This window comes from Halohasta litorea, assembly GCF_024494645.1.
Taxonomy (GTDB): Archaea; Halobacteriota; Halobacteria; order Halobacteriales; family Haloferacaceae; genus Halohasta; species Halohasta litorea.
The window spans coordinates 325,293-349,082 of record NZ_JANHDJ010000003.1 but is presented as its reverse complement, the minus strand read 5'-3'; the positions used below and the strand labels follow the sequence as shown (position 1 = coordinate 349,082).

Annotated in this window: 20 protein-coding genes, 1 tRNA gene and 1 pseudogene; 21 read left to right on the top strand and 1 reads right to left on the bottom strand. The window is 63.9% G+C overall.

What is annotated here, in order from left to right:
* The first annotated feature begins 148 nt into the window (after positions 1-148).
* Positions 149-733 carry a Pvc16 family protein gene (locus tag NO877_RS10085; protein ID WP_256396213.1) on the top strand — a complete coding sequence of 195 codons (585 nt, stop codon included), beginning with the start codon at positions 149-151 and terminating at the stop codon, positions 731-733.
* A 3,103-nt stretch (positions 734-3,836) separates the two neighbouring features.
* Here NO877_RS10085 and NO877_RS10080 read toward each other — a convergent pair.
* Complete coding sequence (locus NO877_RS10080; protein WP_256396212.1) at positions 3,837-4,001, bottom strand: hypothetical protein; 165 nt, start codon at positions 3,999-4,001, stop codon at positions 3,837-3,839.
* A gap of 648 nt (positions 4,002-4,649) precedes the next feature.
* Here NO877_RS10080 and NO877_RS10075 point away from each other — a divergent pair.
* The 20 genes and pseudogenes from NO877_RS10075 (at position 4,650) to NO877_RS09980 (ending at position 23,622) form a co-directional block, all read left to right on the top strand.
* A complete protein-coding gene (locus NO877_RS10075; RefSeq protein WP_256396211.1) occupies positions 4,650-5,456 on the top strand; it encodes a hypothetical protein in 807 nt (268 codons plus the stop codon).
* A complete protein-coding gene (locus NO877_RS10070; protein ID WP_256396210.1) occupies positions 5,457-6,134 on the top strand; it encodes a CIS tube protein in 678 nt (225 codons plus the stop codon).
* A 2-nt stretch (positions 6,135-6,136) separates the two neighbouring features.
* The gene (locus NO877_RS10065; protein ID WP_256396209.1) at positions 6,137-7,156 is read left to right on the top strand and encodes a phage late control D family protein; all 1,020 of its coding nucleotides are present in this window, start codon (positions 6,137-6,139) and stop codon (positions 7,154-7,156) included.
* Positions 7,156-7,902, top strand: coding sequence for a phage baseplate assembly protein V (locus NO877_RS10060; protein ID WP_256396208.1), 747 nt, complete (start codon positions 7,156-7,158; stop codon positions 7,900-7,902). The genes NO877_RS10065 and NO877_RS10060 overlap by 1 nt, the downstream gene beginning before the upstream one ends.
* A gap of 1 nt (position 7,903) precedes the next feature.
* Positions 7,904-8,191 carry a PAAR domain-containing protein gene (locus NO877_RS10055; protein WP_256396207.1) on the top strand — a complete coding sequence of 96 codons (288 nt, stop codon included), beginning with the start codon at positions 7,904-7,906 and terminating at the stop codon, positions 8,189-8,191.
* Positions 8,192-8,197: 6 nt separating this feature from the next.
* Positions 8,198-8,596, top strand: a complete 399-nt coding sequence (locus NO877_RS10050; RefSeq protein WP_256396206.1) for a GPW/gp25 family protein — start codon at positions 8,198-8,200, stop codon at positions 8,594-8,596.
* Entirely contained in the window at positions 8,593-11,745 is a 3,153-nt protein-coding gene (locus tag NO877_RS10045; protein ID WP_256396205.1) for a baseplate J/gp47 family protein, read from the top strand. Before NO877_RS10050 ends, NO877_RS10045 begins: the two co-directional genes overlap by 4 nt.
* A complete protein-coding gene (locus NO877_RS10040) occupies positions 11,742-13,712 on the top strand; it encodes a putative baseplate assembly protein (protein ID WP_256396204.1) in 1,971 nt (656 codons plus the stop codon). The genes NO877_RS10045 and NO877_RS10040 overlap by 4 nt, the downstream gene beginning before the upstream one ends.
* Positions 13,712-15,868, top strand: a complete 2,157-nt coding sequence (cis12, locus tag NO877_RS10035; protein ID WP_256396203.1) for a CIS12 family contractile injection system protein — start codon at positions 13,712-13,714, stop codon at positions 15,866-15,868. The genes NO877_RS10040 and cis12 overlap by 1 nt, the downstream gene beginning before the upstream one ends.
* A 77-nt stretch (positions 15,869-15,945) precedes the next feature.
* A complete protein-coding gene (cis13, locus tag NO877_RS10030; RefSeq protein ID WP_256396202.1) occupies positions 15,946-17,184 on the top strand; it encodes a CIS13 family contractile injection system protein in 1,239 nt (412 codons plus the stop codon).
* A 94-nt stretch (positions 17,185-17,278) separates the two neighbouring features.
* On the top strand, positions 17,279-18,982 hold the full coding sequence (locus NO877_RS10025; protein ID WP_256396201.1) for a phage tail sheath family protein: 1,704 nt from the start codon (positions 17,279-17,281) through the stop codon (positions 18,980-18,982).
* Positions 18,983-19,015: 33 nt separating this feature from the next.
* Positions 19,016-19,468, top strand: a complete 453-nt coding sequence (locus NO877_RS10020; RefSeq protein ID WP_256396200.1) for a phage tail protein — start codon at positions 19,016-19,018, stop codon at positions 19,466-19,468.
* Positions 19,465-19,626 carry a hypothetical protein gene (locus NO877_RS10015; protein ID WP_256396199.1) on the top strand — a complete coding sequence of 54 codons (162 nt, stop codon included), beginning with the start codon at positions 19,465-19,467 and terminating at the stop codon, positions 19,624-19,626. Before NO877_RS10020 ends, NO877_RS10015 begins: the two co-directional genes overlap by 4 nt.
* Positions 19,623-19,916: pseudogene (locus NO877_RS10010) on the top strand (hypothetical protein); the annotation flags it as partial. The gene NO877_RS10015 and the pseudogene NO877_RS10010, both read left to right, overlap by 4 nt.
* Before the next feature lie 101 nt (positions 19,917-20,017).
* Complete coding sequence (locus NO877_RS10005; RefSeq protein ID WP_321169427.1) at positions 20,018-20,254, top strand: DUF6760 family protein; 237 nt, start codon at positions 20,018-20,020, stop codon at positions 20,252-20,254.
* Between the two features lie 6 nt (positions 20,255-20,260).
* Complete coding sequence (cis5, locus tag NO877_RS10000; RefSeq protein ID WP_256396196.1) at positions 20,261-20,701, top strand: CIS5 family contractile injection system inner tube adaptor; 441 nt, start codon at positions 20,261-20,263, stop codon at positions 20,699-20,701.
* Positions 20,702-20,851: 150 nt separating this feature from the next.
* Positions 20,852-21,688 carry an NAD+ synthase gene (locus NO877_RS09995; RefSeq protein WP_256396195.1) on the top strand — a complete coding sequence of 279 codons (837 nt, stop codon included), beginning with the start codon at positions 20,852-20,854 and terminating at the stop codon, positions 21,686-21,688.
* A 45-nt stretch (positions 21,689-21,733) separates the two neighbouring features.
* Positions 21,734-22,396 (top strand): DUF7114 family protein, encoded by a 663-nt coding sequence (locus NO877_RS09990; protein WP_256396194.1) that lies wholly within the window; start codon positions 21,734-21,736, stop codon positions 22,394-22,396.
* Between the two features lie 69 nt (positions 22,397-22,465).
* Positions 22,466-22,537: transfer RNA gene (locus NO877_RS09985), tRNA-Thr, on the top strand.
* Positions 22,538-22,644: 107 nt separating this feature from the next.
* A complete protein-coding gene (locus tag NO877_RS09980) occupies positions 22,645-23,622 on the top strand; it encodes an NAD-dependent epimerase/dehydratase family protein (RefSeq protein WP_256396193.1) in 978 nt (325 codons plus the stop codon).
* Positions 23,623-23,790 lie beyond the last annotated feature (168 nt).

Here is a 23,790-nt window from a genome sequence, read left to right as displayed (position 1 = left end):
GTTATCGTATTTAAAATACTGTACTAGTGAAAGGTATATCCGTGTCGGACACACATTCGTCACCATGATCTGTTCGATAACTGTCTTGATTGCTAGGAAGCGCACACGCTAACCGACGTATATGGCTTCGTACACCGCAATAGCGGATGTGAGCGAGACGCTGCGTGGGTTGCTTCGGGATCGGTTTGCCGCCCGCGACGACGTATTTTCGATGGACGGCAAGGCGGTTTCGCTGGTTGCCCCCGATGAAGTGAGTACGGACTCCGAGACCCGGCTGTCGCTGTCATTGTATCGGGTCGAGGAGAACGCCGCAATGAAAAACACCGAGGCGGCTCGCCATACTGGAGACCCAACCGTCTCCCAAGAGCCGCCGCTCGCGTTGGATCTCTACTATCTCGTGACCGCCTATCCGGGTAGCACCGATGACGGGGCTGCGGCAACAGTCGAACAACAACGGATACTGGGGTTGGCGATGCAGACGTTCCACGACAACGCCGTTTTGACCGGCGATCAGCTCGCTGGCTCGCTGGATCCGGAGCTCGAACTGCAGATTTCGCTGGTGAACGCCTCGATCGACGAGCTCTCGGGGCTCTGGTCGACGGTTCCCGAGGCCGCCTTCCAACCGTCGGCCGTCTACCACGTCGGGCCAGTGTTGATCGACTCACGGCAGCGTGAAGAGGTCGTTCCGGTCACCGATCGTGAGACGACGGTCGACCGCACGACCGATAGCTAATCACCCTTGACCGGATCGCTACCCACTGCCCGCTGGACCGCCTCCCGGCACGAAATTTTAAATGTGGGATGCTGGCCAACGTATCCTAACAGCTCTGTATGTATCGACCTGATTCCAGACGACCGATCGGCGGCTCGCTCCGATCTGCCGGGGTCACTCGGGGGGTCGAGCGGCCGTGACCGGCAGTCATCGATCGGGTGCGGACTCACCGCTCGACAGACGGCTGCAGTCGATCCGTGTCACCGACCCCTCTCACGAGACTGCCGCCGGTCGCCGAACCGGCGGTATCGACACTGTCTCGACATCGTTCGACACGGTGTTGAGCGCCGAAAGCCGTGTGACTGCTGGACTACCTACTGATCGCGGATCGTTCACTGGCCTGCTCGGGTTCGGCCTCGCGCGCCACAGCAGTCCGGTGACGCTCACGTTTCGTCATCCACATGCCGACGCCCCGACCGAGACACCGTTTGACAGCCCATCGGATGGTTCTCCGGACGTGTCGTCAGCACTCCAGGATCGATCCACTGTTGCGGCCGACCACGACCGTCCGCCACGTGTCGCCGACACTACGATCCCAACACTCCATCGGTTGTCTCCCCGCAGCTCCTCGACGATGGATTTCCCCCATCAAACCGGCCAGAAACACCAATCACCACCGCTGGCAAACCGGTCGACAGACGCCTCGCCGACCGTTCGACTATCCGTCCAGGATCGGCCAACATGGCCACCCGTTCCTCACCGACCGAGACGAACCGCTCCTGGACAGTCGACCGCACATCGGCTGTCTGTTAGGACTCACCCGCAGCCATCGGTGTCGCTCACTGACTCGGCTCAGCCAGCCCCCGACACTCACACCGCGGACTCTGGGACTGCAGGGTGGGTGGGTTCGCAACCAGCGAGTCGTCCCCACCGACCGCGGCGTGACCTCCGCTATCGATCCGTTGAGCAAGACAGGCCTTCCCATTTGGGTGGGTTATCCGGCTCGGTCATCACGGCTGACGGCTTTGTCGACACCGATATATTCGAATCGCGTACGCACGGGTTTCATGATCGGTCTGAGTCTGAGCAGTCCCTGCGCCACGCCGCGGCCGCGGTCGATCACGGACAGCCTTCCGTCGATACTGTCCAGTTACACACCACCCAGTCAGCTGTCTCCGTTAGAGCCGCGACAGGATGGCCGGCGGCTGCTGACCAACACTCGACGCAGTCGCAACCAGCGGCCCGCTCCTCGCCGAACAGCGCGACACGGTCGGCGCCGACGACACAGCCAGCAGCACGCAGCAGAGCAGCCACTGCCGACAGTGAGCCACCGCTTCGAGTTGGTGGCACCACCTCGGTATCATCCCGTGCTTCGGGGTTGCTGACAACCAGGAGATGGTTCCCCACACCCGAACAATCTCCCCAAGCACAAACACCGCAGCCTCGGCGGGCATCGGATTCGTCCCGCCCAATCCACTCTGCAGTCGGCTCGGCCCGATCCCCACCGATCACTGCCGACGCCGCACGCTCGGATTTCGGCCCACCTCGTGGAGACCCCAATCTCACACAGAGACCGATTGTAGCGTCCACCACACAGCCGCGGATGTCCGATCTTTCCACAAGACCGATCGGCCAGTCTTCGACTACACGTGATCCTTTCACGGTGCGAACCGCCGGTCGGTTTTCGACGAATACGTTCGGCCTACTCACGGTGAGTGGCGTCGATTTTGTCATCGACACTGGTTCGGTCGATCACACTCTGACCCGATCGACAGCAAGCATCGACCGCCGACCAGCCACAGAGGCGGGGGAACTACTCTCTCCTTCTCGTGAGGACAATCGCCCTTGGCACCAGCCAGCTGGTCGGCACCGCTTACCCTCTCCTGTCGTCCCCACGCGTGTGCTCGCCCCCGTTGTTTCTGTGGCGAGCAGTGTGGGTCCCAGAGGTCGGGGCGATCCGTCTAGCGGTCGACGATTCCACACTGACCGGGTGTTTGCGCCCGCCGACACAGCGGTACCGTCGGCTCACAAGCAGGCTACCCTCACGACGGTAGATTCTCACGGTCGCCGCCGCCCCGCGAACACAGTTCCATCACGGCCGGAGCAACCGGCTGCCGCCGGTCGTTCGACGGACAGCCAGCGGCGCCCGTCCCGAAAACACACTCGGGGGACAGTGTTGGCACTGCAAACCGCGCTCACGGCCGATGCTCCTGGAGCCTCCACAGCTACCGACGCAGCCGCTCGGTCTCGTCCGGTTTCGGATCGTTTGTCTCAGATCCACCGATCACAGAGGCAGGATCGTGGCCCCGCTAGTTCTGTCGCTATCAGTCGGATTGATCATCCACACGACTCGTCGTCGCTCCCCTCACAGCAGTCCCGGCAGCCACGCCGACTGCAGCCGTCGGCTCGCTCGTGGACCCCCACCGACTCTTACTCAGCGGTGGCTACCCTCCAGCGACAGCCAGAACCGATGCGGCCCCGCATCGAACCTACCCCTCAACCACACCGAGCGTCCCACATCTCGCTTGCTCCGCTCGCGGCAAGCGATCCATCGGCTGACTCCCGGGGCGTCGACTCCGTGCACATCTCTCGATGGCCGGTGACAGCCAGCTCCCTCCGATTTACAAAGCCACCTCGACAACACCCTGACTCCCGTTCCCAGCCGACGCTGACTGCTGTACAGCCGCCAGCTGGTGGCAGTGACCGGTCGTGGCCCACTCACAACCCGGAGCTCACCGGTGGCTCACCGACAACACTCGCTCCCACGCTCTCCGATGGGGTTTCGACAGCCAGCCGTCGGCCGACTCTCTCCTGTCGCGCCACACGACCGAATCCCTCACCGTCGGATCAGGACTCGCCGACAGTTCGGTCCCGGTCGGGACTCTCTGCGTCGGTGGATCGGATCGCTGAAAGTCGGCTCCCGACTGGCTCACAAACCGGTCTGACTGCCACGCCAGAGACAACTGCTGTGACGACGGCTCGGTCTCGTCCCGTTGCGGCTTCCCGTGCGGTTCCGTCCCCGAGAGTTGCTGGCCGTCTCGCTCCGCTTGGGCACGCCGATTCGGCAGCACCAGCGCCACCGACCGAGACGGAGGAGTCTGTGGCCGGTTCTGCGTCGCCGAGATCACCGAGGCATTCGCTCCGGCAGTCGGCGGTCGTCTCTCGCCATCCCCTGACCGCTACCAACGACACGGGACCGACAGCCCGTGACAGTGATCCAACTGCCAGCCGACCGGTTGCCCCTCGACAGCAGTCGGTCCTGGAGCCGAGCCAGAGTGCCGACCGCCATCAGTTACTGTCGTCGCTCGCTCGACGGCCCCTCCGTACCGACACCGAACCAACCGTCACGACCCCGCAGACGACCGGTATCGCCCCTCCCGCGAGCAGTTCGGATGTCTCGGACATCACTCCACCTGCGTTGGCCGTTGTCCGCCAATCTACACGGACCGCCGAGACCGACGTCGACCAGTCTCGACTGCCGACGCGACAGGACGTGGCTGGCCGTTCGGTTGCTCCCGATTCGCCACCCGCCACTCTGTCGTGGCTTTCGCAGCCGATCGATCGACCGATCCACCGATTACGACAGTCGACCGCCGTGGGCGGCGAGTCCGAACCAACCCCTCGTCCCTCGGAGTCGGCTGGATTCCGACCGCGACGATCTGCCGGTGGGTTGTGGCACACTGAGGGGCTCGGTCCGTCGTCTCACCGACACCATCGGAACCACTCGCCCGGCGGTCAACACTCCGATCCGTCGTCGAGTTTAGCGTCCGTCCCACAGCATTCCGAACAGCTTCGGAGCGACACGGGCGTTGTGGAGGATAAGCGCTCGGTACTCAATCGGCCTTTTAAACAGTCGACGGCCATCGCTTCCGATCGTTCCTCGCCGGGTACGAACCGTTCACGGCGGACTCGATCGGCGACCGGCGTCTTGCGGACTGTGACTCCCCGTGACGACAGCTATCCAGGAACGGCTCCGCACACCACCGTTCGGTCCCGACTCGATCCGGACGGCTTGTCGCGCACCTCTATCGGTTCGACCCCCACGCTGGTCGACCGCGAACCGGGTGACACGGGCCCTGACGCGTCCGTGCTGTCGGTGCCAGCTGCTCGTCCGATGAACACCGCATCGAGCGATAGCGGTCGGAATCCCGATGCTGCAATCCAGGAGAGCAGTCGCGTCGCTGGTCGGCGGCCACGGTCGGCTCGATCCTCGTCGCTGACGCAGGCTATCGGGGCGGGTTCGTCGACCGAATCGCAGAGCCAGAATACCGGCCGGAGACGGGCAGCAACGGACGGCTCCAGCAGAGAAAACAGCCGACCGCAGCTGACATTTAAAAAGCCACTGAGCCAGCGAGGGTCCGAATCGGATCACGACGCAGCCGGGAGTCGTGGCACCGCTGACCACCGCCACCGGCGGGGGCAGTCGACGGCGACTGATGGCCGTGCAGGCAGTCAGGAGACGCCACAACCCCGGTCGGATCGCCACGATCGGACGACGAGCCGGTCGGACCCCTTCGAACCGGTCGAGCGGCCCGACCGGCAGCCCACCCCACCAACCGACCAGGAATCGGTCCGATCGGCTGCCGCTCGACGAGATCCCGATCGGCGGTCACACGATGGGTTGGGCGACTCGATCAGCGGGGCGTCGTTGGCGTACGACGCCGATGTCGACCGCGTCGTCGAGACGCTCTACCGGCGACTCGAACGGAAACTGCGGATCGAACGCGAACGGACGGGATTCTAAATGGCAGGCACACACAGCGGCAAACTCGAAACGGCACAGATCCTCGTCCTCAACGGCAAACACGAGGGCGACAGCATCGACTGTAAGTTCAACCCCACCGAGTACACCGTCGGCAAGAGCGTCAACTACGGCGATCTGAAGGCGACGGGATCGGGGGCGTCGATCATGCAGTTCGTCGACGGCAACGCCGAGACGCTGTCGATGGAACTGTTCTTCGATACGACCGACAAACTCGACGGCTCCGATCCCAACCAGAAGGCCGTCGATGTCCGCAAGCAGTACACCGACATGATCGACACGCTGCTGGCGGTCGACGGCGAACTCCACGCCCCGCCGGTCTGTCGCTTCGTCTGGGGCGACGGGATCGATTTTACGGCCCTGGTCGAACACGCCGAAAAGCGGTTCACCAAGTTCTTGCCGAGCGGCGTGCCGATCCGCGCGCGTGTCCAACTCCAGTTTACGGAGTACAAAACTGCGGACTACCACAAATCCGAGGTTTCGCCGGAGTCGACTGATAAAACCAAGCGGTGGACGGTCGCCGAAGGCGACACGCTCTGGCTGATCGCCGCCGAGGAGTACGGCGATTCGAGCCACTGGCGGACGATTGCTGAACAGAACGATATCAAAAACCCCCGGCAGATCAGTGCCGGTGAGACGCTGGAACTACCCCCACTGTAATCATGTGTGCCAATCTTCAACCCCGTTACTCGCCGCGGTTTACGGTCGATGTGGGGTCGACGACGTTCCAGGAGCCCGGCGGCCGGATCGCCGATCTCGTCGTCGAGACCACGCTGTCGGGGGCCGACCGGTTTTCGTTTACGCTGAACTACCCCTTCGACGAGGAGTTGGGCGAGTTCAGCGGGCTCGACTGGACGACCTTCGAGATCGGCACCGACATCGAGATCGCCATGGGGTACGGCGGCGATGGGACGCTGACGTCGCTTCTGACCGGCTCGATCCGGTCGATCCATTCGGAGTTCACCGTCGACAAGGGGCCGATCGTCACGATCAGCGGCTACGGTCTCCTCAAGCAGTTGATGAACGGGACGAACTCCCGGTCGTGGAAGGATGTGACTGTCGGTGATGCCGTCAAGGACGTCCTCTCGTCATACCCCTTCGGCACGGTCGACGTCCAGGACGCTGATATCAAGCGCGTGAAGCTGATCCAGGACAACCAGAGCGACTACCGATTTCTGGAGGCGCTGGCCGACCACTACGGCTTCGCGTTCTTTGCCGAGCGCGACACGGTTCGGTTTCGGCCACAGACCGGCCGCGGGAGCGACAGCAAACCGGTGGCCGAACTCTGGTACGGCGAGGCGCTCCACGACTTCTACGCCGAGATCACCGACACCAAGTCCGACCACCGCGTCGAGGTTCGGTCGTGGGATGCCGAAGCCGCAGAGGAGATCGTCGCCACCGCAGGCAGTAGCGCCGCCGACTACACCGAAGTGTTCAGAGTACCAGTTATGTCACGAAACGAAGCCAAACGGATCGCAGAAAAGAAGCACAGCCGACACGCCGACGGCCGCATCGAGGGCCACGGCGAGACCGATGGCAACCCCGCGATTCGAGCCGGTGAGGTTGTCACACTCGAAGAGTTGGGCGGCCGGTTCTCCGGCGACTACTACGTCACCAACGCCACCCACCGCATGGGGGGCTCGGGGTATCGGACGAGCTTCGAGGCGACGGAGGTGGCCTGATGGACCACGCCGACATCTTCGACCGGTCGACCAAGAACCGCGACGGGATCAGCGGCGTCCGGATCGGGATCGTCACCGACAACGAGGACCCGAAGGACCTCGGCCGGGTAAAGCTCCGGTTCCCGTGGCGGGAGGCCGACGACGAGAGCTACTGGGCCCGGATCGCGACGGAAATGAGCGGCAAACAGTACGGCTCGTACTTCCTGCCGGAGATCAACGATGAGGTCCTCGTGGCCTTTGCGGGCGGCGACGTCCACCAGCCGTTCGTCATCGGCTCGCTGTGGAACGGCAACCGAAAACCCCCACAGAAGAACAGCGACGGGAACAACGACATCCGCGAGATCGTCTCCCGGCAGGGTCATCGGGTCCAGTTCGATGACGGTGACGATGGCGGCCAGCTCACGATCGAAACCAAGGCTGGCCACACGATCACACTCAACGATGCGGATGGGAAAGAAAAGGTCGAAATCGCCGATAAATCCGGCAAGAATCGGATTCGGCTCGATTCGTCGTCCGATACGGTCTCGATCGAGGCCGCCGACACACTCGAATTGGGAGCCAAGACGATCAAACTCCGCGGCGACAAGACCGTCGACATCGGCGCGAAGCAGTCGCTTGATCTCTCAAGCAAATCGAAGGCGAGCCTGACGAGCAAGGGCAAACTCGATATAAATAGTACGATGGCGATGGCGATCGAAGCGGGCGCGATTTTAAATATCAAAGGGAAGATGATATTCCTTAACTAACATGAATCCAGCAGCACGACTCGGCGACGGGACTGCACACGGAACGCCACTCGTCGGAAAATGCAGTACGAACGTGATGATCGGCAAAAAGCCAGCGTGGCGGGTGTTGGATCACCACACCTGTCCGCTGACCAGCGGGGTCGTCCCGCACGTCGGCGGCTCCGTCCTCAAAGGGAGCAGCTCGGTATTTATTAACAAGCTGCCCGCCACGCGGCTCGGCGACAAGGTGATCGAAAACGGCCCGCCGAACACGATCGTGTCGGGCTGTCCGTCGGTCCACATCGGGTGATCCACGATGTCCGAGGAGTTTTTAGGAACCGGCTGGCGCTTCCCGGTCGGCACCGACCGTCGGGGCGATGTCGCGGTCTCGTCGGCCGACGAGGACATCCAGGAGTCGATCCGAATCATTCTGGGCACCGCGAAGGGCGAGCGACTCATGCGACCCGAGTTCGGTTGTGACATCCACAAACACCTGTTTTCGGCCGCGACGCCGTCGACGCTGAACCTCATCGAAAGCAGCGTCCGAGAGGCGCTGGTCCGGTGGGAGCCACGGATCGATATCGAATCAGTCGACGCCCACACCGACGACGAGGAGCCGAACAAGGTACTGATCGAGATCGCATACCACGTCAGAACCACCAACAGCCTCTCGAATATGGTGTATCCCTTCTATCTGACGGAAGGTGACGGATGACCCAGCCGCCGACGCTCGACGACCGGAGCCAGGAGGAGCTCGTAGGCGAACTCACCGAGCTGGCCGACAGCTACGTCGACGGGTGGGAGTCGAGTTCGACCGACGTGGCCTCCCTGTTGCTCCGGATCGCTGCGGAGTTCGGCGGCGAGACGATCCAACAGCTCAACCGACTGCCCGAAAAACATCGCGCGGCGTTTCTCGACAGTCTCGGCTTTCAGCGCCGTCCACCGCAGGCCGCCCGACTCCCGCTGTCGGTCGACGTCTCGGCCGATCTCGACCGAAACGTATCGGTTCCGAGTGGGACACAGGCCGTCGCGGCGACGGCCGACGACGAGACGGCGGTATTCGAGATTCCACAAGAAGGGAGCTTCGAGGCGACACCCGCCTCGCCGATGGCGTGGTATACCGTCGACCCCGAAACCGACCGACTCGTCAGCCACGAGGCAGCGATCGACGGCGACTCGCAGCGACTGTTTGCGGGCCCAAACCACCAGCACCACGCCCTGTATTTCGGCGACGGCTCGGTTCTCGAACTCGATCCCGGCTCGATCATCGAGATCGAGCTTCGCGGTTCGGTCGACCCACAGGTGCTCGAAGCGTGTCTCTGTTGGGAGTATTATGGCGTCGACGAGGACGGGGGAGAGGGCTGGCACAGCCTCCCGACCGACACCGCAGCGACCGCCGACAGATCGGCGATCGCCGACGGTGACGCCGGGGAGTCGCTGCGCCACCGGCTTGACCGGCTCTCGACACGTCAACAGTCGACCGACGAGGGGTATTCGGTCTGCCTTCGGCTTCCGAACGAGTTCGTCTCGACGACTATCGATGGGATCGAATCACGGTGGATTCGATGTCGAGTAGATACCTCTTCATCGGCCCCGTTTGCCACACAGATCGAGTCAGTTCGCGTACTGGTCGGCCAGTCGCCCGAGAGGGACCGGCTCACGCCCGACGCTGGATTCACCGACGACGTGCCACTCTCCTTCGGGGATGATTCCGATATTCGGCCCCTTGGGCGGCTCCCACAGCCGTCTTCGACGTTTTATCTCACTGCAAGTGAACCGCTCAGTAAACCCGGTGCCCTCGTTACCCTCTCGTTCGAGTCACCGGTGGCCGATTCGTCGACGGACTCGGCGTCGGCTCCCAGCGAGCCAAACGGTTCTGTCGACGGTGATTCCTCGGGCGTCGATTTCGGGGTGCTCGGGGGGCCGCCGGAGCTCTCCTGGGAGTACTGGAACGGAACCAGTTGGACCGGGTTGCCTGTCCAGTCGGACGACACCGACAGCCTCCGTGCGGCTGGCACTCTCCAGTTCGTCGTTCCCGACGACATCGCGCCAACGGCTGTCTCGGGACACGAGGCACGCTGGATTCGCGGCCGCCTCGTCAGCGGGAGCTACGGCCAGCCGTCGGTCGACGTGACTGATCCCGACAGCGGTGGGTTCGATCCCACCGACTCGCCACAGTACGGCGGTATCTCGCTTCGGTACGAACACACCGACAGTTCGTTTGCCCACGTGGTCACCGAGAACAACGGCGTCCGTGAGTCGGTGCCGGAGACGGCAGACCGGTTTCAGCCGTTCGACCGCCTCTCCGAGGCGAGCCAGACGATCTATCTGGGATTCGATGGCGTGCTACGGGATGGCCCGATTCCGGTCTTCGTCCCGCTGGCAGACCCCGGCTATCCCCGAGGGTTCGATCCCGGCGTTCAGTGGGAGTACTGTACGGACCCCGAGACCGACAGCTGGTCGCGGCTCCCCGTGGACGACGGGACCTGTGGGTTCACCGAAAGCGGGATCGTCTCGCTTCGGTTCCCCGAGCCGACCGTCGAACACGAGCGATTCGGAACACGGTGTCACTGGGTTCGGGCTGTCGTAACCGAAGATCGGCTTGTGACCGAGCGCGGCGAGAGCCACCAATCGGCTCCGACCGCTGGCAGTCGGTCGCCGCGAGCGGACGCTCGGCCACCCGTCGTTGGGGGACTCCATCCGAACACGCAGTGGGCTGACAACGCCCGGACGATCGAAGACGAGACTCTCGGGACGAGCGACGGCTCGGCCGACCAGCAGTTCGACTGCGCCTATGGCCCACTCATCGACTGCGAGGTCTGGGTCGACGAGGCCGACTCGCTGTCGGCGGCCGAGCGGGCCGATCTCCAGGAGACACAGCCCGATCGCGTTGCCGCAATCACCGATGATCAGGGCGAACTCACGGCGTTTTGGGTTCGATGGACGCCCGTCGACAACTTCGTCGGCGCTGGTAGCGACAGTCGTGTCTATCGCCCTGATCGCTCGGCGGGCAGGATCTCCTTCGGCGACGGCGATGCCGGGGCGATCCCGCCGCACGGCAACGCGGTTCGGGCGACATATACTACCGGCGGCGGTCCGGCCGGAAACGTCGAATCGGGCGCAGTCATGGATCTCAAAACGCCGATCTCGCTGGTCGAATCGGTCGACAACCCTGCACCAGCCGACGGCGGGATCGGTGTCGAGCCGACCGAACAGGTCGCCACACGCGCGGCGGGCGAACTCAAAACCCGTGGGCGAGCGGTTACGGCGTCGGATTTCGAGCAGATCGCAGCCACGGCCGTCCGCAAACTCGCGACTGTCGAGTGCCAGCCGCATCTCGGCCCGGACGGGACCCGGCAGCCGGGCTGGATCACTCTCCTGATTGTCCCCGACTCGAACGACGACCGACCCATGCCCTCGATGGCGCTCGAACAGCGCGTCGAGCGGGCAGTCAGCGAGGCTGCCCCAGCGCGGATCACCGCCGGTGAGGGGTCCGGCATCACGGTTCGTGGGCCGAACTACGCCCCCGTCTCGGTCGAGGCGACGGTACAGACAACCGGCGACACGAGTCTCTCGGTGCTGAAATCCGAGCTCGAATCGACGCTGGACTGCTATCTCCACCCTCTCGACGGCGACGACGGAACCGGCTGGGCGTTCGGCGACCTCCCAACGACGGCCTCGCTCCAGTCGCATCTCTCCTCTGTCGCGGGCGTCGAGGCTGTGACTGAGCTGTCGGCGACCGTTCAGCAGAGTGGCAATCGACACCGACTGACTGAGGGCTCACCCACACCGGAGCTATCGCTCGATGGGCTGGTCTGTAGCGGCGAGCACACGATCTCCGTCCAGCTGGGGGGCCGACAATGAGTATCGACGTGCCACAGCTCGACGAACTGGAGTACGAGGAGCTGGTCGATCGCGGCCAGACGCTCATCTCCTCGTCGGACGTGGCGTGGACCGATTTCAATCCTCACGATCCAGGAATCACGATCCTGGAACTGCTGGCGTGGTTGACCGAGACCCACAGCTACGAGTTGGATCAGATCACCGACGCCCACCGGGAAAAACACCTCCAGCTACTCGGTGTGCGGCCGACCCCGCCCCAGCCAGCGTCGGTAGTTCTCGATCTCTCGCCCGCCGAGGGAGGGGCCGGTCGGCTCCCGGCGAACACCCCGCTCCGCGTCGACGACGGCTCGGGGACCCTCAAAACGTTCGAGACGACCCACAGGACGACACTGACCGACTGCTCCCTCGCTGCGGTCGTCGCCGACCACGACCAGGGCCACGAACCGAAGACGGATGCCAACGAGACCGACGGCGTCCACTACCGCGCGTTTGGCGACGATCCCGCTCCTGGATCGGTGCTCGCCCTCGGCTTTGCGGGCGACCCATTCGAATCGGCCGAGGAGCTCTCGCTTTTCGTCGATTTCCACGACGATGATCTCCCCGACCCGTCGGCTGGGAGCCCGCCCTTCTCGACGTCCGATCCGGCGACCTTCGAGCCATCGGTCGAGCTCGTCTGGGAGTACTGTCGGGGCTACCGCCCTGCTGACCGTGAGGCCCAGTGGGAGCCGTTGGCAGTCGGCCGCGATACCACAAACAGCCTCTACGAGACCGGTTTCGTGACTCTCGAACGGCCAGCGACGTGGGAGCCGACAGCGTGGGGCAGCCAGGAGTGTGGTCTGTTCGGCCACCAGCCGGGACTGGTCTGGCTCCGGTGTCGCGTCGAGACCGGTGGCTACGAGATCCCGCCACAGCTCGATGCCGTCGAGTTGAACGTCGTCGAAGCCAGCCACCGCCGACACCACGAGGCGACACTGGAGCCCTGCAACGAGGGGGTGGCCGGTACGGCTCCCGAAACATATGAGTTCGATCACGCGCCCGTGTTGTCGGCGACTGTCTCGGTCGACGGTGAGCCATGGTCCGAAGTCGCGGATTTCGATGCGTCCGGTCCTGCCGACCGCCACTACGTGCTTGACCGCCAGCAAGGGATTCTCGAATTCGGAGATAACCGAACCGGTCGGCGACCGCCGGTCGACGCCACGGTGACCGCCTCGTACATCGCGGGCGGCGGAGCCGATGGCAACGTCCCCGAGACGGCCAGCTGGTGGTTCATCGATGGCGACCAGCGGCTCGACGACGGGCTCTTGGAGCAGGTCGACGTCTCTCCGAAGGGGGCTGCGACCGGCGGTCGAGGAGGCGAATCGATCGAGGAGGCCATTGATCGCTGCAAGCGTGATTTCGACACCACCTACCGCGCAGTGACCGAGTCGGAGTACGCCGAGCTCGCCGAGCGAACCCCCGGGCTGCGGATCGCTCGGACCGCCGTTGACGTGCCAGCCGACGCGGCCTCGCCGGTCTCGGTCGTCGTCGTTCCGTACGCGCCGCCCGATGTGACACGCCCCACGCCGAGCGAGGGGTTCCGCGAAGCCGTCGAGAAACAGCTCGACAGCCATCGCCTGTTGACCGATCGCGTGGCCGTCGTCCCGCCGACCTACGTCGGTCTGGATATCTCCGTCTCGGTGACCGTCACCGACCGATACGCCGGTGGCGGCGACCGGTCAGCGATCGAAACCCGGCTCGAAGCCTATCTCGACCCGATCCGTGGCTTCGAGGGAGAGGGCTGGCCGTTCGGCCGCTCGCTGACGACCGCCGAGCTCCGCGAGGAGCTCCTGGAGCTTCCGGCAGTCGACCACGTCGACGAGCTCTCGGTTCGGACGGTGGGCGACGCCTCGGTCACTCCTGACGGGACCGTTCGGATCGACGACGGCTCGCTGTTTTATATTGAGCACATTGCTGTCGAGTCGACCGTTCGTGACGGGGGAAGCAACTGATGGAGTTTTCAGCAGTCACCGAACACACGGACACCGACTGGCAGCAGTGGGCCGGGCGGAACATCGCCGTCCGCGACGGCGGGATCGAACTCGCTTCGGAGCCCTCGCTGACCGTCGACCAGCTGTCGCCCACTGCCCGTGATATCACGGTCGATGCCGACGGGACGCTGTATGCGCTCCAGGAATCAGGAACCGTCTCCCGTCACGACAAGCGCCGATCGGTCGAAGATCGCCTCTGGAGGGCCGATGGCGGCGCCGAGCCGCGGGCGCTCTGTGTGGTCGGCGAGCGTCTCTACGTCGTCGACGAGATGGGAACGCTGGCGGTCGTCTCCACGCGGCTTCGACAGTCGATCGGTACTATCGAAACCGGCCTCGACGAACCGGTGACGATCACCGCTGCCGACGGCCGACTGTATCTCCTCGATGCCGCAGCCGAGGCTGTGTTCACCGTACAGCACGATGGGGGCGTCGAGGCGGTATTCGATTCGCTGTCCCGTCCGCTCGATATGGCCGTCGAGGAGACCGGCGATATCTACGTCCTCGAAGCCCACGCCGACCACAGACCGGTTCAAAAACAGGCGTCCACGGGCGAACTCCTCGATGGCCGGATTCCGGTCGGTCGGAACCACCGGATTCGGAAACGCACCGTCGAGGAAAACATCGATCCCGGGCCGTTCCCGCTGTCGACGTTCGAAACGACCGATGGGGACGAGACCTCGGTGATGCCGACGCAGATCGCGACGGGAACATCGTCGCCGCTGCTCGTGATGGGCTCGACGTCGACCGGTGACGAGACTCTCGTCGGTGCTGTCGACCCCGGGACGTCGAGCGTCCTGGAGCGACACCGGCTCGACGGTCGCTGTCGCGTGTTCAGAACACCGGCCGCGAGCCCTGCTGGCGTTTCGTATGCCGTGACTGGCGACGGCTCCTGTCTGCGGCTCGATTCGACCGACACCCACACACAGGACTCTGATGGCCGCTACCGTGGGCGAGCCTACCGGCAGTTCGATGCCGGGGGATCGATCCAGTGGCACCGGCTGACCGTCGGCTGCGATCGGCCGACTGCAAGCAGTCAACTCCGGCTGTCGTATCTCGCCAGCGACGACCGGTCACCGCTGGACGAACCCCTCTCGGCGGTGACTGGTCTCGACGAGTCGCTGTTGGCCTCGGCGGGGATCGATTCGGTCTGGGAACTGCTCTCTGCTCCCCCGGCCGAACTGGCAGCCCTCGCCGACGAACTCACTGTCGACGAGGTGAGTGGCTGTCTCGACGCCGCGCTGGCTGCCGTCGAGACCGCCCTCTCGGATCGCTGGCAGACCGTCGAGCCGCAGTCGACCGACGTGCTGTTGTCGGAGGCTACTGGCCGCTATCTCACAGTCCGGCTCGAACTCGTGGGGAGTCCGACCGAGACGCCACGCGTCAGTTCCTTGCGTGCGTTCTGGCCGCGCCAGTCGTATCTCCAGTATCTGCCCGAACTGTATCAGGACGATGCCGACTCGGCGGCCTTCCTTGAACAGTTTTTGTCGGTGTTCGGGACCGTCTTCACTGGGGTCGAACGCGAGATCGAGACGGTGACTCGGTATTTCGACCCCGCGGCTGTGCCGAGCGAGACGCTGCCGTGGCTCGCCTCCTGGATCGGTGCCGATGCGCCGGTCGACTGGCCGACAGCGGCGACCCGTGAGCTGGTGGCCTCGGCACCACAGCACTATCGCAAGCGAGGAACGAGGGAGGGACTCCAGGAGCGACTGGCACTCTATCTCCGCCATATCTCGCCGCCCGAAACGCCACCGGGCGACCGGTTCGTCCCGGGCGAATCTGATAATTTAAAAGGTGTCGACCACGGGCTCTGTATTCTCGAACCACAGGCGCTCGACGGGATCGAGTCGAGGGCAGTCAGTGAGGCCTACGAAACGGCGCTTCCGGGCGAGCAGTCGGTGGCCGTCTACGCCGGGCCGTTCGACGATCCCGACCACCGGGAGGCGGTCGAAACGATTATCGAGGCCGAAACCCCGGCCCACGTCCGCGGCTCGCTCGTCGAACTGGAGCCGGAGTTCAGACTCGGCGTCGACAGTTTCCTCGGCAGTACGACGCGGCTCTCCGAACGACAGTTCGAACTTGGCGCGGCAGCGCTCGGAGAGACCGCCGTCCTCGACTGATTTCGCCGTCTCCCTGCTGAACGATACGTAGGTCTAAATACTAGTACTCGGCACAGGACCGCTGGTTGTCATCTCGAATGGTCAACGATAGCGAACAGCCGGAGACGCAGGCGGCGAGTCAGTTCGAAAAAAACCGGTTTTTCGACGGGAAGCTCATGACGGCAGCGGATATGGAGGCCGAACAGCGGTACCACGCTGGGCGGTTGGAACTGGTGACCCGCCATACAACGAGTGCAGGAATCCTTCGCGGGCTCGGGGTTCGATCCATCGAAAGCAGCGATGGCGAACTCACCGTCTCGGTCGACGCCGGAGTCGCTATCGACGGTTCGGGTCGCCCGATCGTCGTCGAGACGCCGACGACGAAGACGCTCCCGGCCCCAGAGGGCGAAGAGTGCCACCTCTTTGTCCGGTTCGATGAAACGGCCCTCGAATCCGTGCCCGTCCCCGATGCCGACGGCCCCGTCTCCGAGACGGCGTCCAACCGGCTCCGTGAGTCTTTCGAGCTGACCTATCGGGAGCGCCCGCCGGACCGCGAACCGGTTCCAGGACTCGATGTCGATCTCTCGGCCGACGATCCGTCTGCGCTCGCCGGGCGGATCGCGGCGGCATACCACGACACCCACCGAACCAACGAGCCCAGCCGCACGGATGCGGCAGTGTATCTCGGTGGGTTCGAGCGGCAGTCGGGGGGCAATTGGGTTCGATCGGAGACAGCCCCGCAGCCGGAGTACGGCCTCAACCACGACCTGCTGTATGGCCTGCTCGTCGACCATCTCGCCGATACGGAGAACCCACACCGGACCGAAATCGAGGCCGAACCTCCGGAGCCGGAGCTCGATCCAACCGAGTTGGAGGGGATTCACGAGCGCGTCGACTATCTCCAGTCCGAACTCGCCGATCTCAAGGCTCGCCAGCAGACGACGACCACACACCTGCTGCGGAAAACGCTCGAGACGACCGCCCGACAGTTCCGGTCGACCGCCGAACGGTTCGCCGACCACGACGGCTCGGTCAGCAAGGCGGCTCGTGAGATCGCCCACCAGGTCGAGGCTGCCAGCCACAACGAGGTCCACGCCGACCCCGATCGGTATATCACGACGGTCGCGGACCTCTCTTCGCTGTTCGTCGATATCGGCGACCAACTCGTCGGGACGGCCCGCGAAGAGACGGCCGACCGGTATCTCGATGCCGTCGCGGAGCTCCAGTCGACGCTTGCCGACGACCAGCCCGCCGTGGAGGTCGCGATTGCGCTCGACGGCGTTGCCGAAGCCGCTGTCGACCTCGAAATCGTTTATACGGCGACCAAGAACGCGTAATTTACGTAACTATATATGTCAAAGTGACAACCGTATGCTATGTACCGGTTCAGACAGATAGTACGGTCAAACAGAATTCCACAACGGAATATAAATGCCAGAATACCAATCCCCAGGCGTATACGTAGAGGAAGTAGACACCGGAACCAAATCCGTCGAAGGGGCCAGCACGAGCACGGCTGGCTTCCTCGGCGAGACGGAGCGCGGTCCGGTTGAACCAACGCTGATCACGAGTTTCGGACAGTTCAAACGCACCTACGGCAAGAGTCCATCCTCCTCGGATCTCGATGCCGCCGTCGACGGCTACTTCAAAAACGGCGGCAGTCGGTGTTACGTCGGTCGCGTGACGGCGGCCGATCATGACGACCTCGCAACTGCGGAACTGGCCGACGAGAGCGGCAACTCGGTCCTCGAACTGGCGGCCAACGGCCCCGGCGAGTGGGGCAACAGTGTCGCAGTCATTGCCTCCGACGGACAGGGCGAGTACTTCGACCTCACCGTCCGCTACTGGTCTACTGATATCGAAACCGTCGAGGAGCCTGCCGCTGCGGAACCGACGCCCGCCCCGGATGTCGAGACGACCTACGAGGACCTCTCGGTCGATCCCGAATCGAGCCAGTTCTACGAGTCGCAGCTGGCTGGCTCGGTGCTCGTCGACGCCGAGTATCTCGCCGACGGACGGCCAACCGCGGGCCTGACGTGGCTCTCGACGGCCAACCGGACCGCTGCGGCGGCGACCGACGGCGGCCAGCAGACCGTCCAGATCCCCGAGGATCTCGATGACAAAAAGAAAGCCGAGCTCCAGGAGATCGGCGAACCGCTCGATCTCGATACGGGCCAGAAGAAGTCCGACCTGAAGGCAGATATCGAAGCAGTCCGCGATGGCGAGAAGGAAGTCGACGTCGAGGTCGCCTCGGATCTCTCCTCGAAGCCCGACAGCGACGAGGTCTCCCTGTCGGACTACGAGGGCGTCGACCAGCCCGGAATGCGGACCGGGCTGGCCGGTTTCAAACAGCACGACGACATCTCGCTGGTCTGTGTCCCCGACGAGAACGATATTACCGGCCTGACCGACGCTGTCGTCGCCCACTGTGAGAACAAGGGCGATCGGTTTGCGATCCTGCAGGCCCCGCAGGTCGCCGGTGCGGTCTCCGACATGGAGACGCCGGTCGACTCCTCGTATGCGGGCTACTACTACCCGTGGATCGAGGTTTCGGACCCGCATACCAACCGCCAGAAACTCGTCCCGCCGGGCGGCCACGTCGCAGGCATCATCGCCCGGAGCGACGCGACCCACGGCGTCCATGCCGCCCCGGCCAACGAGCCGGTTCGCGGCGCGGTCTCGCTCCAACACGAGATCACCAAAGACGAACAGGACCTCCTGAATCCGAAGGGGATCAACTGCCTACGGAGCTTCCAGGGCCGCGGCATCCAGCTCTGGGGTGCTCGGACGACGTCGAGCGACCCCTCCTGGAAGTACATCAACGTCCGTCGGCTCTTCCTCTATGTCGAGCAGTCGATCGAGGAGGGCACCGAGTGGGCGGTCTTCGAGTCCAACGACAAGGACCTGTGGGCCCGCGTCCGACAGTCGGTCGAGAACTTCCTGACGACCGTCTGGCGCGACGGCGGCCTCCAGGGATCGACCGCCGACGAGGCCTTCTACGTCAAATGCGGCGAGGAAACGATGACCCAAGACGATATCGACAACGGCCGACTGATCGTCGAGATCGGCATCTCGCCGGTGAAACCCGCCGAGTTCGTCGTCTTCAGAATCGGCCAGTGGACGGCCGACGCCTAACCACGCAGCTAACGATCCACACTACTCACACCAATGCCAGACAGACATGGCCCACTACGCGCAAACCGGTTCCGTATCGAACTCGACGGCATCCAGATCGGTGGCTTCCGCCGCGTCGAGATCCCGACCCAGCGCACCGAACAGGTCGAGTACCGCGAAGGAAACGATCCGACCCACGACCGTGCTCTCGGGGGCAAGACCGTCTATGACGATCTCATCCTCGAACGTGGCTCGAAGCAGGAAAACAGCGAAATGTTCGACTGGCGGCAGACCGTCGTCGAAGGCAATCTCGACGATGCCCGCAAGGAGATCGCGGTTATCCTCCAGGACGAGCAGGGCGAATCGCACCTGCGGTGGAACTTCACGAAGGCCTGGCCCAAGGAGTACCAGCCGCCATCGCTCAACTCCGGGGCTGGCGGCGGCGACAACGTCGCCGTCGAGACCTACGTCATCACCTTCGACGAAATGGAGCGGAAGGACGTATGACGGCCCACACACGACACCGCGACTCATACACACTCTCGACCCACCGCCTCAGTGCTGAGGCCCGCATCGATGACGAGGGCTATCTCCACACGGGTCGGAGCCAGCGACACGCCGACCGTATCGTCGTCTCCTGCGGCCGAACGGAGGGTCAACAGTGACCGACTCGGCACTCCAGACCGAACACGAGTTCACCCTGCCGCAGGGGTACGTCGACGACGACGGCACCCTCCACAAGGAGGGTCGCATGCGGCTGGCGACAGCCGCCGACGAGATCAAGCCCTTAAAAGACCCGCGCGTCCAGTCGAACTCGTCGTATCTGACTGTCGTGCTGCTGTCGCGCGTGGTCACCGAACTCGGCGATCTGGAGACGGTCGACCCTGAGGTGATCGAGTCGCTGTTCGTCACCGACCTGGAGTTCCTCCAGGGGCTCTACGAGCGGATCAACAGCCCCGACGACGCCCAGGCCGCGGTTCCCGGCGAGGGCGGCAGTCTGGAGCCGACCGGGATGGACGCGGTCGACGGCGAGGCCGAACTGGGAAACCCGACGGGCTGAGGCTGTACGATCCCGATGAGCTCTACGAAGAGGTCGCCTTCGTGGCCTACCATTTCAACTGGAGCCACGACGAGGTCCTGCGGATGCCCCACTGGGAACGCCAACGGTGGTGTGATGAGATCAGCACGATCAACGAGAAACTCAACCGAGAGACCGGCTCCGGCGGCCGCGGCGGCCCCACTGGCCGCACCGAGGGCGGCATCGAGCTGGTCAATCCGGAGTTCGAGGGGTGACCGGTAGTGGTCGAGAATCCCTACTCGCAGTACAACTTCGAACTCGAAGTCGACGGCCAGCCGGTCGCTGGCTTCTCGGAGGTCTCGGGGCTCACGATGGAGCTCGATACCGTTACCTACCGCGAAGGCGGCGTCAACGACCACGTCCACCAGCTTCCCGGCGGGTTCGCCCACGCGAATCTCGTCTTGCAGCGGGGCCTCACCAAGGACACGAGCTTCTGGAGTTGGCTCCAGGAGGTGATGAGCGGGACGATCACGAAGCATGATGTCGTCCTCAAACTCAAATCCGGCTTCAAGGGCGAAAGTGCATGGGGCTGGGAGTTCACCAACGCCTACCCGATCAAATGGAGCGGCCCCGATCTCACTGGCGGCGCAAACGGGATGGCCATCGAGTCGATCGAACTCACCTACGAACGGTTCGACACGCTCTCGGGGATGCCGGAGTAGCCGCTGGAGCCTGCTTGTGTTTCGGGCGTTCTGTGCAGTCCTATCTCGGTGGTTGACAGTAGGTTCAAACCTAGTCGACAGGAACTGAACGTACGTCGACAACGACGGGCTAATACGAGCCTATTAGTCTATCCTAGCCAAGGAACTGGTATGAGCAGTCATGCCGACGTTCTCTCCGAAGATGCCCCGCTGGATCTCCGACTCTCGGAGGCCGAACTGGATCGAACCTGCGACCACCTCGTCTCGTTCGTTCGTGAGACTGTCGAGGCCGCCGGTGCCGATGGGGCCACCCTCGGCCTCTCGGGCGGGATCGACTCGACGACGACCGCCTACCTCGCCGTCGAGGCCCTCGGTGCTGACGGATTACACGGTCTCGTCATGCCCAGCGAGGTCAACGACGCCGACAATATGAGTGACGCCGAGCGCGTTGCTATGGATCTCGGCATCGAGTACGACGTGATCGAGATCCAACCGATCGCCGAGCAGTTCTTCGAGGCCGTCCCCGAAGCGGCCGACGACCGGATGGCCACCGGCAACGTCTACGTCCGGACGCGGGCCGTTCTGAACTACTTCGTGGCAAATGCCGAAAACCGGGTCGTCCTCGGCACCGGCAACCGAGCGGAGGCGATGACCGGCTACTTCACCAAGTACGGCGATCAAGCCGTCGACTGCAACCCCATCGGCGGGCTGTATAAACAGCAGGTCCGCCAGCTGGCCGCCCACATCGGCGTCCCCCACGATCTGGTGATGCAGACGCCGACGGCGGGGATGTGGACCGGCCAAACCGACGAAGACGAGATGGGCGTGGGGTATGATACGGTCGATGCGATCCTCGCGCTCCACATTGACGGTCCGCTTTCGACGGCTGCGACCGTTCGGGCTCTGGACGGCGTGAGCCGCGCGGACATCGAGCGGGTCGAGGGACTCGTTGCGGGAAGCGAGCACAAGCGGTCGATGCCGCCAGCCCCCCAGCCCCTGGACCTGTAGGGTGTTTCCAAAGGTCTTTGACCGTCGCAATTCTAGGAATAGGAGATGGATACTGCCGCGCGGGCTCGGGCCGCAGCACGGGAGGTGGTGGCGGATATCGAGCCCCAGCACCTCCAGGAGGTGCTGTTCGACCGGCTGGCTGAGGGGTCGATGGCACCGGGTGTACTGGTCTTTCTGAGCGCCCAAGCGGGCAACGCGGCGGTCGACCTCGAATCGCTTGCCGAGCGGAGTGCTGGCGTCCAACTCATTTATGAGGGACTCCGGCTCACCCGGTCGATCGCCCACGCCGAGCCGTGGACCGAGACGACGACCGACGAGATCGACGCCGATATCGACATCCTGGCCGCCGACGTCTTTGTTTCTCGTGGGTTCTACCTGCTGGCGCGAACCGAGGCCTCCGCGGCCGCGGTCGAGACCGTCCAGGACTTCGGCCGCGATCAGACACTTCGCAGCCGACGCGACGCCGACACCGAGACGCTCGACCGGAATCTTGAAGCCGATATCTTCGCGCTGGCAGTGCGGGCGGGGCTGACTGCGGTCGACACCGACCCCTCGGCGGAGGTCCTCTCGTTTGCGACCGACCTCGCCCGCGCCGAGGGCGAGAAGCTGTCGGCCGCCGGGACCGTGCTTTCGGAGTCCGCTGTGAGTCGGCTCACTGAGTTGTCGGGTGTCGACGAGGCCGTTCCTTCCTCGGCCAGCGATGGGTAGGGAAAATCGCCCGGCAGCGGCGTCGAATCGAAACGCGTAAAAGCATATCCGGCCAACGATTGATTGCGTGCCTGGGTAGCTTAGCGGTAAAGCGCGTCCTTGGTAAGGACGAGAGCCCGGATTCAAATTCCGGCCTAGGCTTTCTGACTGGCCACTTATTCCTTCAGCCGTAGCTGGTCGACTCCCATGGCTACAGAAATCAAGATGTTGCACGAATCTCTATAGTCGACTGTCAGTTCCACAGTAACGTGCACTACTTCGTCACTGGAGCGACAGGATTGCTCGGTTCTCACGTCGTCCATCAACTCGTCGACGACGGCCACGATGTGACCGGACTGACCCGGTCGCGGTCGAACGCGGCCCATCTCCCCGATGAGACGACGATCGTCGAGGGCGATATCACTCACAAGGAGAGTATGCGCGAGGCGATGGTCGGCGTCGACGGCGTCTTCCATATCGCGGGGTGGGCCTACATTGGCCCCGGCCCTGATAACGTGGAAACGGCCGAACGCATCAACGTCGAGGGGACGCGGAACGTCCTCGAACTGGTCGACGAACTCGGGATCGACAAGGCCGTGTATACCAGTACGGTGGGGCTCTACAGCGACGCGGAGACGGGCGTGGTCGACGAATCCTACAGGCCAACACCCCCGCCGTCGGTGTATCTCCGCACCAAGTGGGAGGCCCACTACGAGGTCGCCAAACCGATGATGGAGGAGGGACTGCCACTTGTCGTCGTCCTGCCGGGCAACATCTTCGGGCGGTGGGACAAACCCTACGGGACAACCCGGGGTATCCTTCGGGGGTATCTGGAGGGCGAGTTGCCGATGGTGCCCCAGGACTGGGCGTTCCCCTACGAGTACGCCGAGGATACCGCCCGGTCACACATTCGGGCGATGGAGCGCGGCGGCCCCGGCGAGGAGTACATCATCGCGGGGGAATCCAGGACGCTCGCCGAACTGTTCGATACCGCCGAGTCGATCACCGGCATCCCGGCCCCGCGAACGGCACCGCAAGGGCTGTTCAGCGTCTTCGCCAGCGGCATGCGGGTGGTCGAGCGCGTGGCGACGCCGCCCGAGGGGTTCGAACCCGAGACCCTGGAGTTCCTCAGTGGCAACAGCGTTCGCGTCGACAACTCGAAGGCCAAACGGGAACTCGGCATCGACCACCGACCACTGGCGGACGGATTGCGCCGCTATTTCGAGTGGGAAAGGGCCCAGTCGTAGTTGCTTCGATCGATCCGTGTGTCGACAGCGCCCCCGGACAGCTCACCGGTAGACTACCCGACAGCTACTGCCGCAACACTCGCGTCCCACGCGACCGCCTTGCTGCCCGTCGTTGACTATCAAACCTGATTCTTGGCGGGGAAACTATACTGTGGTGAAGCCTGCAGT

What these genes read in the sequence shown, in the direction of transcription:
- NO877_RS10070 (WP_256396210.1), top strand. Translation starts at nt 5,457, where the DNA reads ATGGCAGGCACACACAGCGGCAAACTCGAAACGGCACAGATCCTCGTC.
- NO877_RS10045 (WP_256396205.1), top strand. Translation starts at nt 8,593, where the DNA reads ATGACCCAGCCGCCGACGCTCGACGACCGGAGCCAGGAGGAGCTCGTA.
- NO877_RS10015 (WP_256396199.1), top strand. Translation starts at nt 19,465, where the DNA reads ATGACGGCCCACACACGACACCGCGACTCATACACACTCTCGACCCAC.
- NO877_RS10020 (WP_256396200.1), top strand. Translation starts at nt 19,016, where the DNA reads ATGCCAGACAGACATGGCCCACTACGCGCAAACCGGTTCCGTATCGAA.
- NO877_RS10065 (WP_256396209.1), top strand. Translation starts at nt 6,137, where the DNA reads ATGTGTGCCAATCTTCAACCCCGTTACTCGCCGCGGTTTACGGTCGAT.
- NO877_RS10060 (WP_256396208.1), top strand. Translation starts at nt 7,156, where the DNA reads ATGGACCACGCCGACATCTTCGACCGGTCGACCAAGAACCGCGACGGG.
- NO877_RS10055 (WP_256396207.1), top strand. Translation starts at nt 7,904, where the DNA reads ATGAATCCAGCAGCACGACTCGGCGACGGGACTGCACACGGAACGCCA.
- NO877_RS10050 (WP_256396206.1), top strand. Translation starts at nt 8,198, where the DNA reads ATGTCCGAGGAGTTTTTAGGAACCGGCTGGCGCTTCCCGGTCGGCACC.
- NO877_RS10080 (WP_256396212.1), bottom strand. Translation starts at nt 4,001, where the DNA reads ATGGCGGTCGGCACTCTGGCTCGGCTCCAGGACCGACTGCTGTCGAGG.
- NO877_RS09995 (WP_256396195.1), top strand. Translation starts at nt 20,852, where the DNA reads ATGAGCAGTCATGCCGACGTTCTCTCCGAAGATGCCCCGCTGGATCTC.
- NO877_RS10040 (WP_256396204.1), top strand. Translation starts at nt 11,742, where the DNA reads ATGAGTATCGACGTGCCACAGCTCGACGAACTGGAGTACGAGGAGCTG.
- cis13 (WP_256396202.1), top strand. Translation starts at nt 15,946, where the DNA reads ATGGTCAACGATAGCGAACAGCCGGAGACGCAGGCGGCGAGTCAGTTC.
- NO877_RS10025 (WP_256396201.1), top strand. Translation starts at nt 17,279, where the DNA reads ATGCCAGAATACCAATCCCCAGGCGTATACGTAGAGGAAGTAGACACC.
- cis12 (WP_256396203.1), top strand. Translation starts at nt 13,712, where the DNA reads ATGGAGTTTTCAGCAGTCACCGAACACACGGACACCGACTGGCAGCAG.
- NO877_RS09990 (WP_256396194.1), top strand. Translation starts at nt 21,734, where the DNA reads ATGGATACTGCCGCGCGGGCTCGGGCCGCAGCACGGGAGGTGGTGGCG.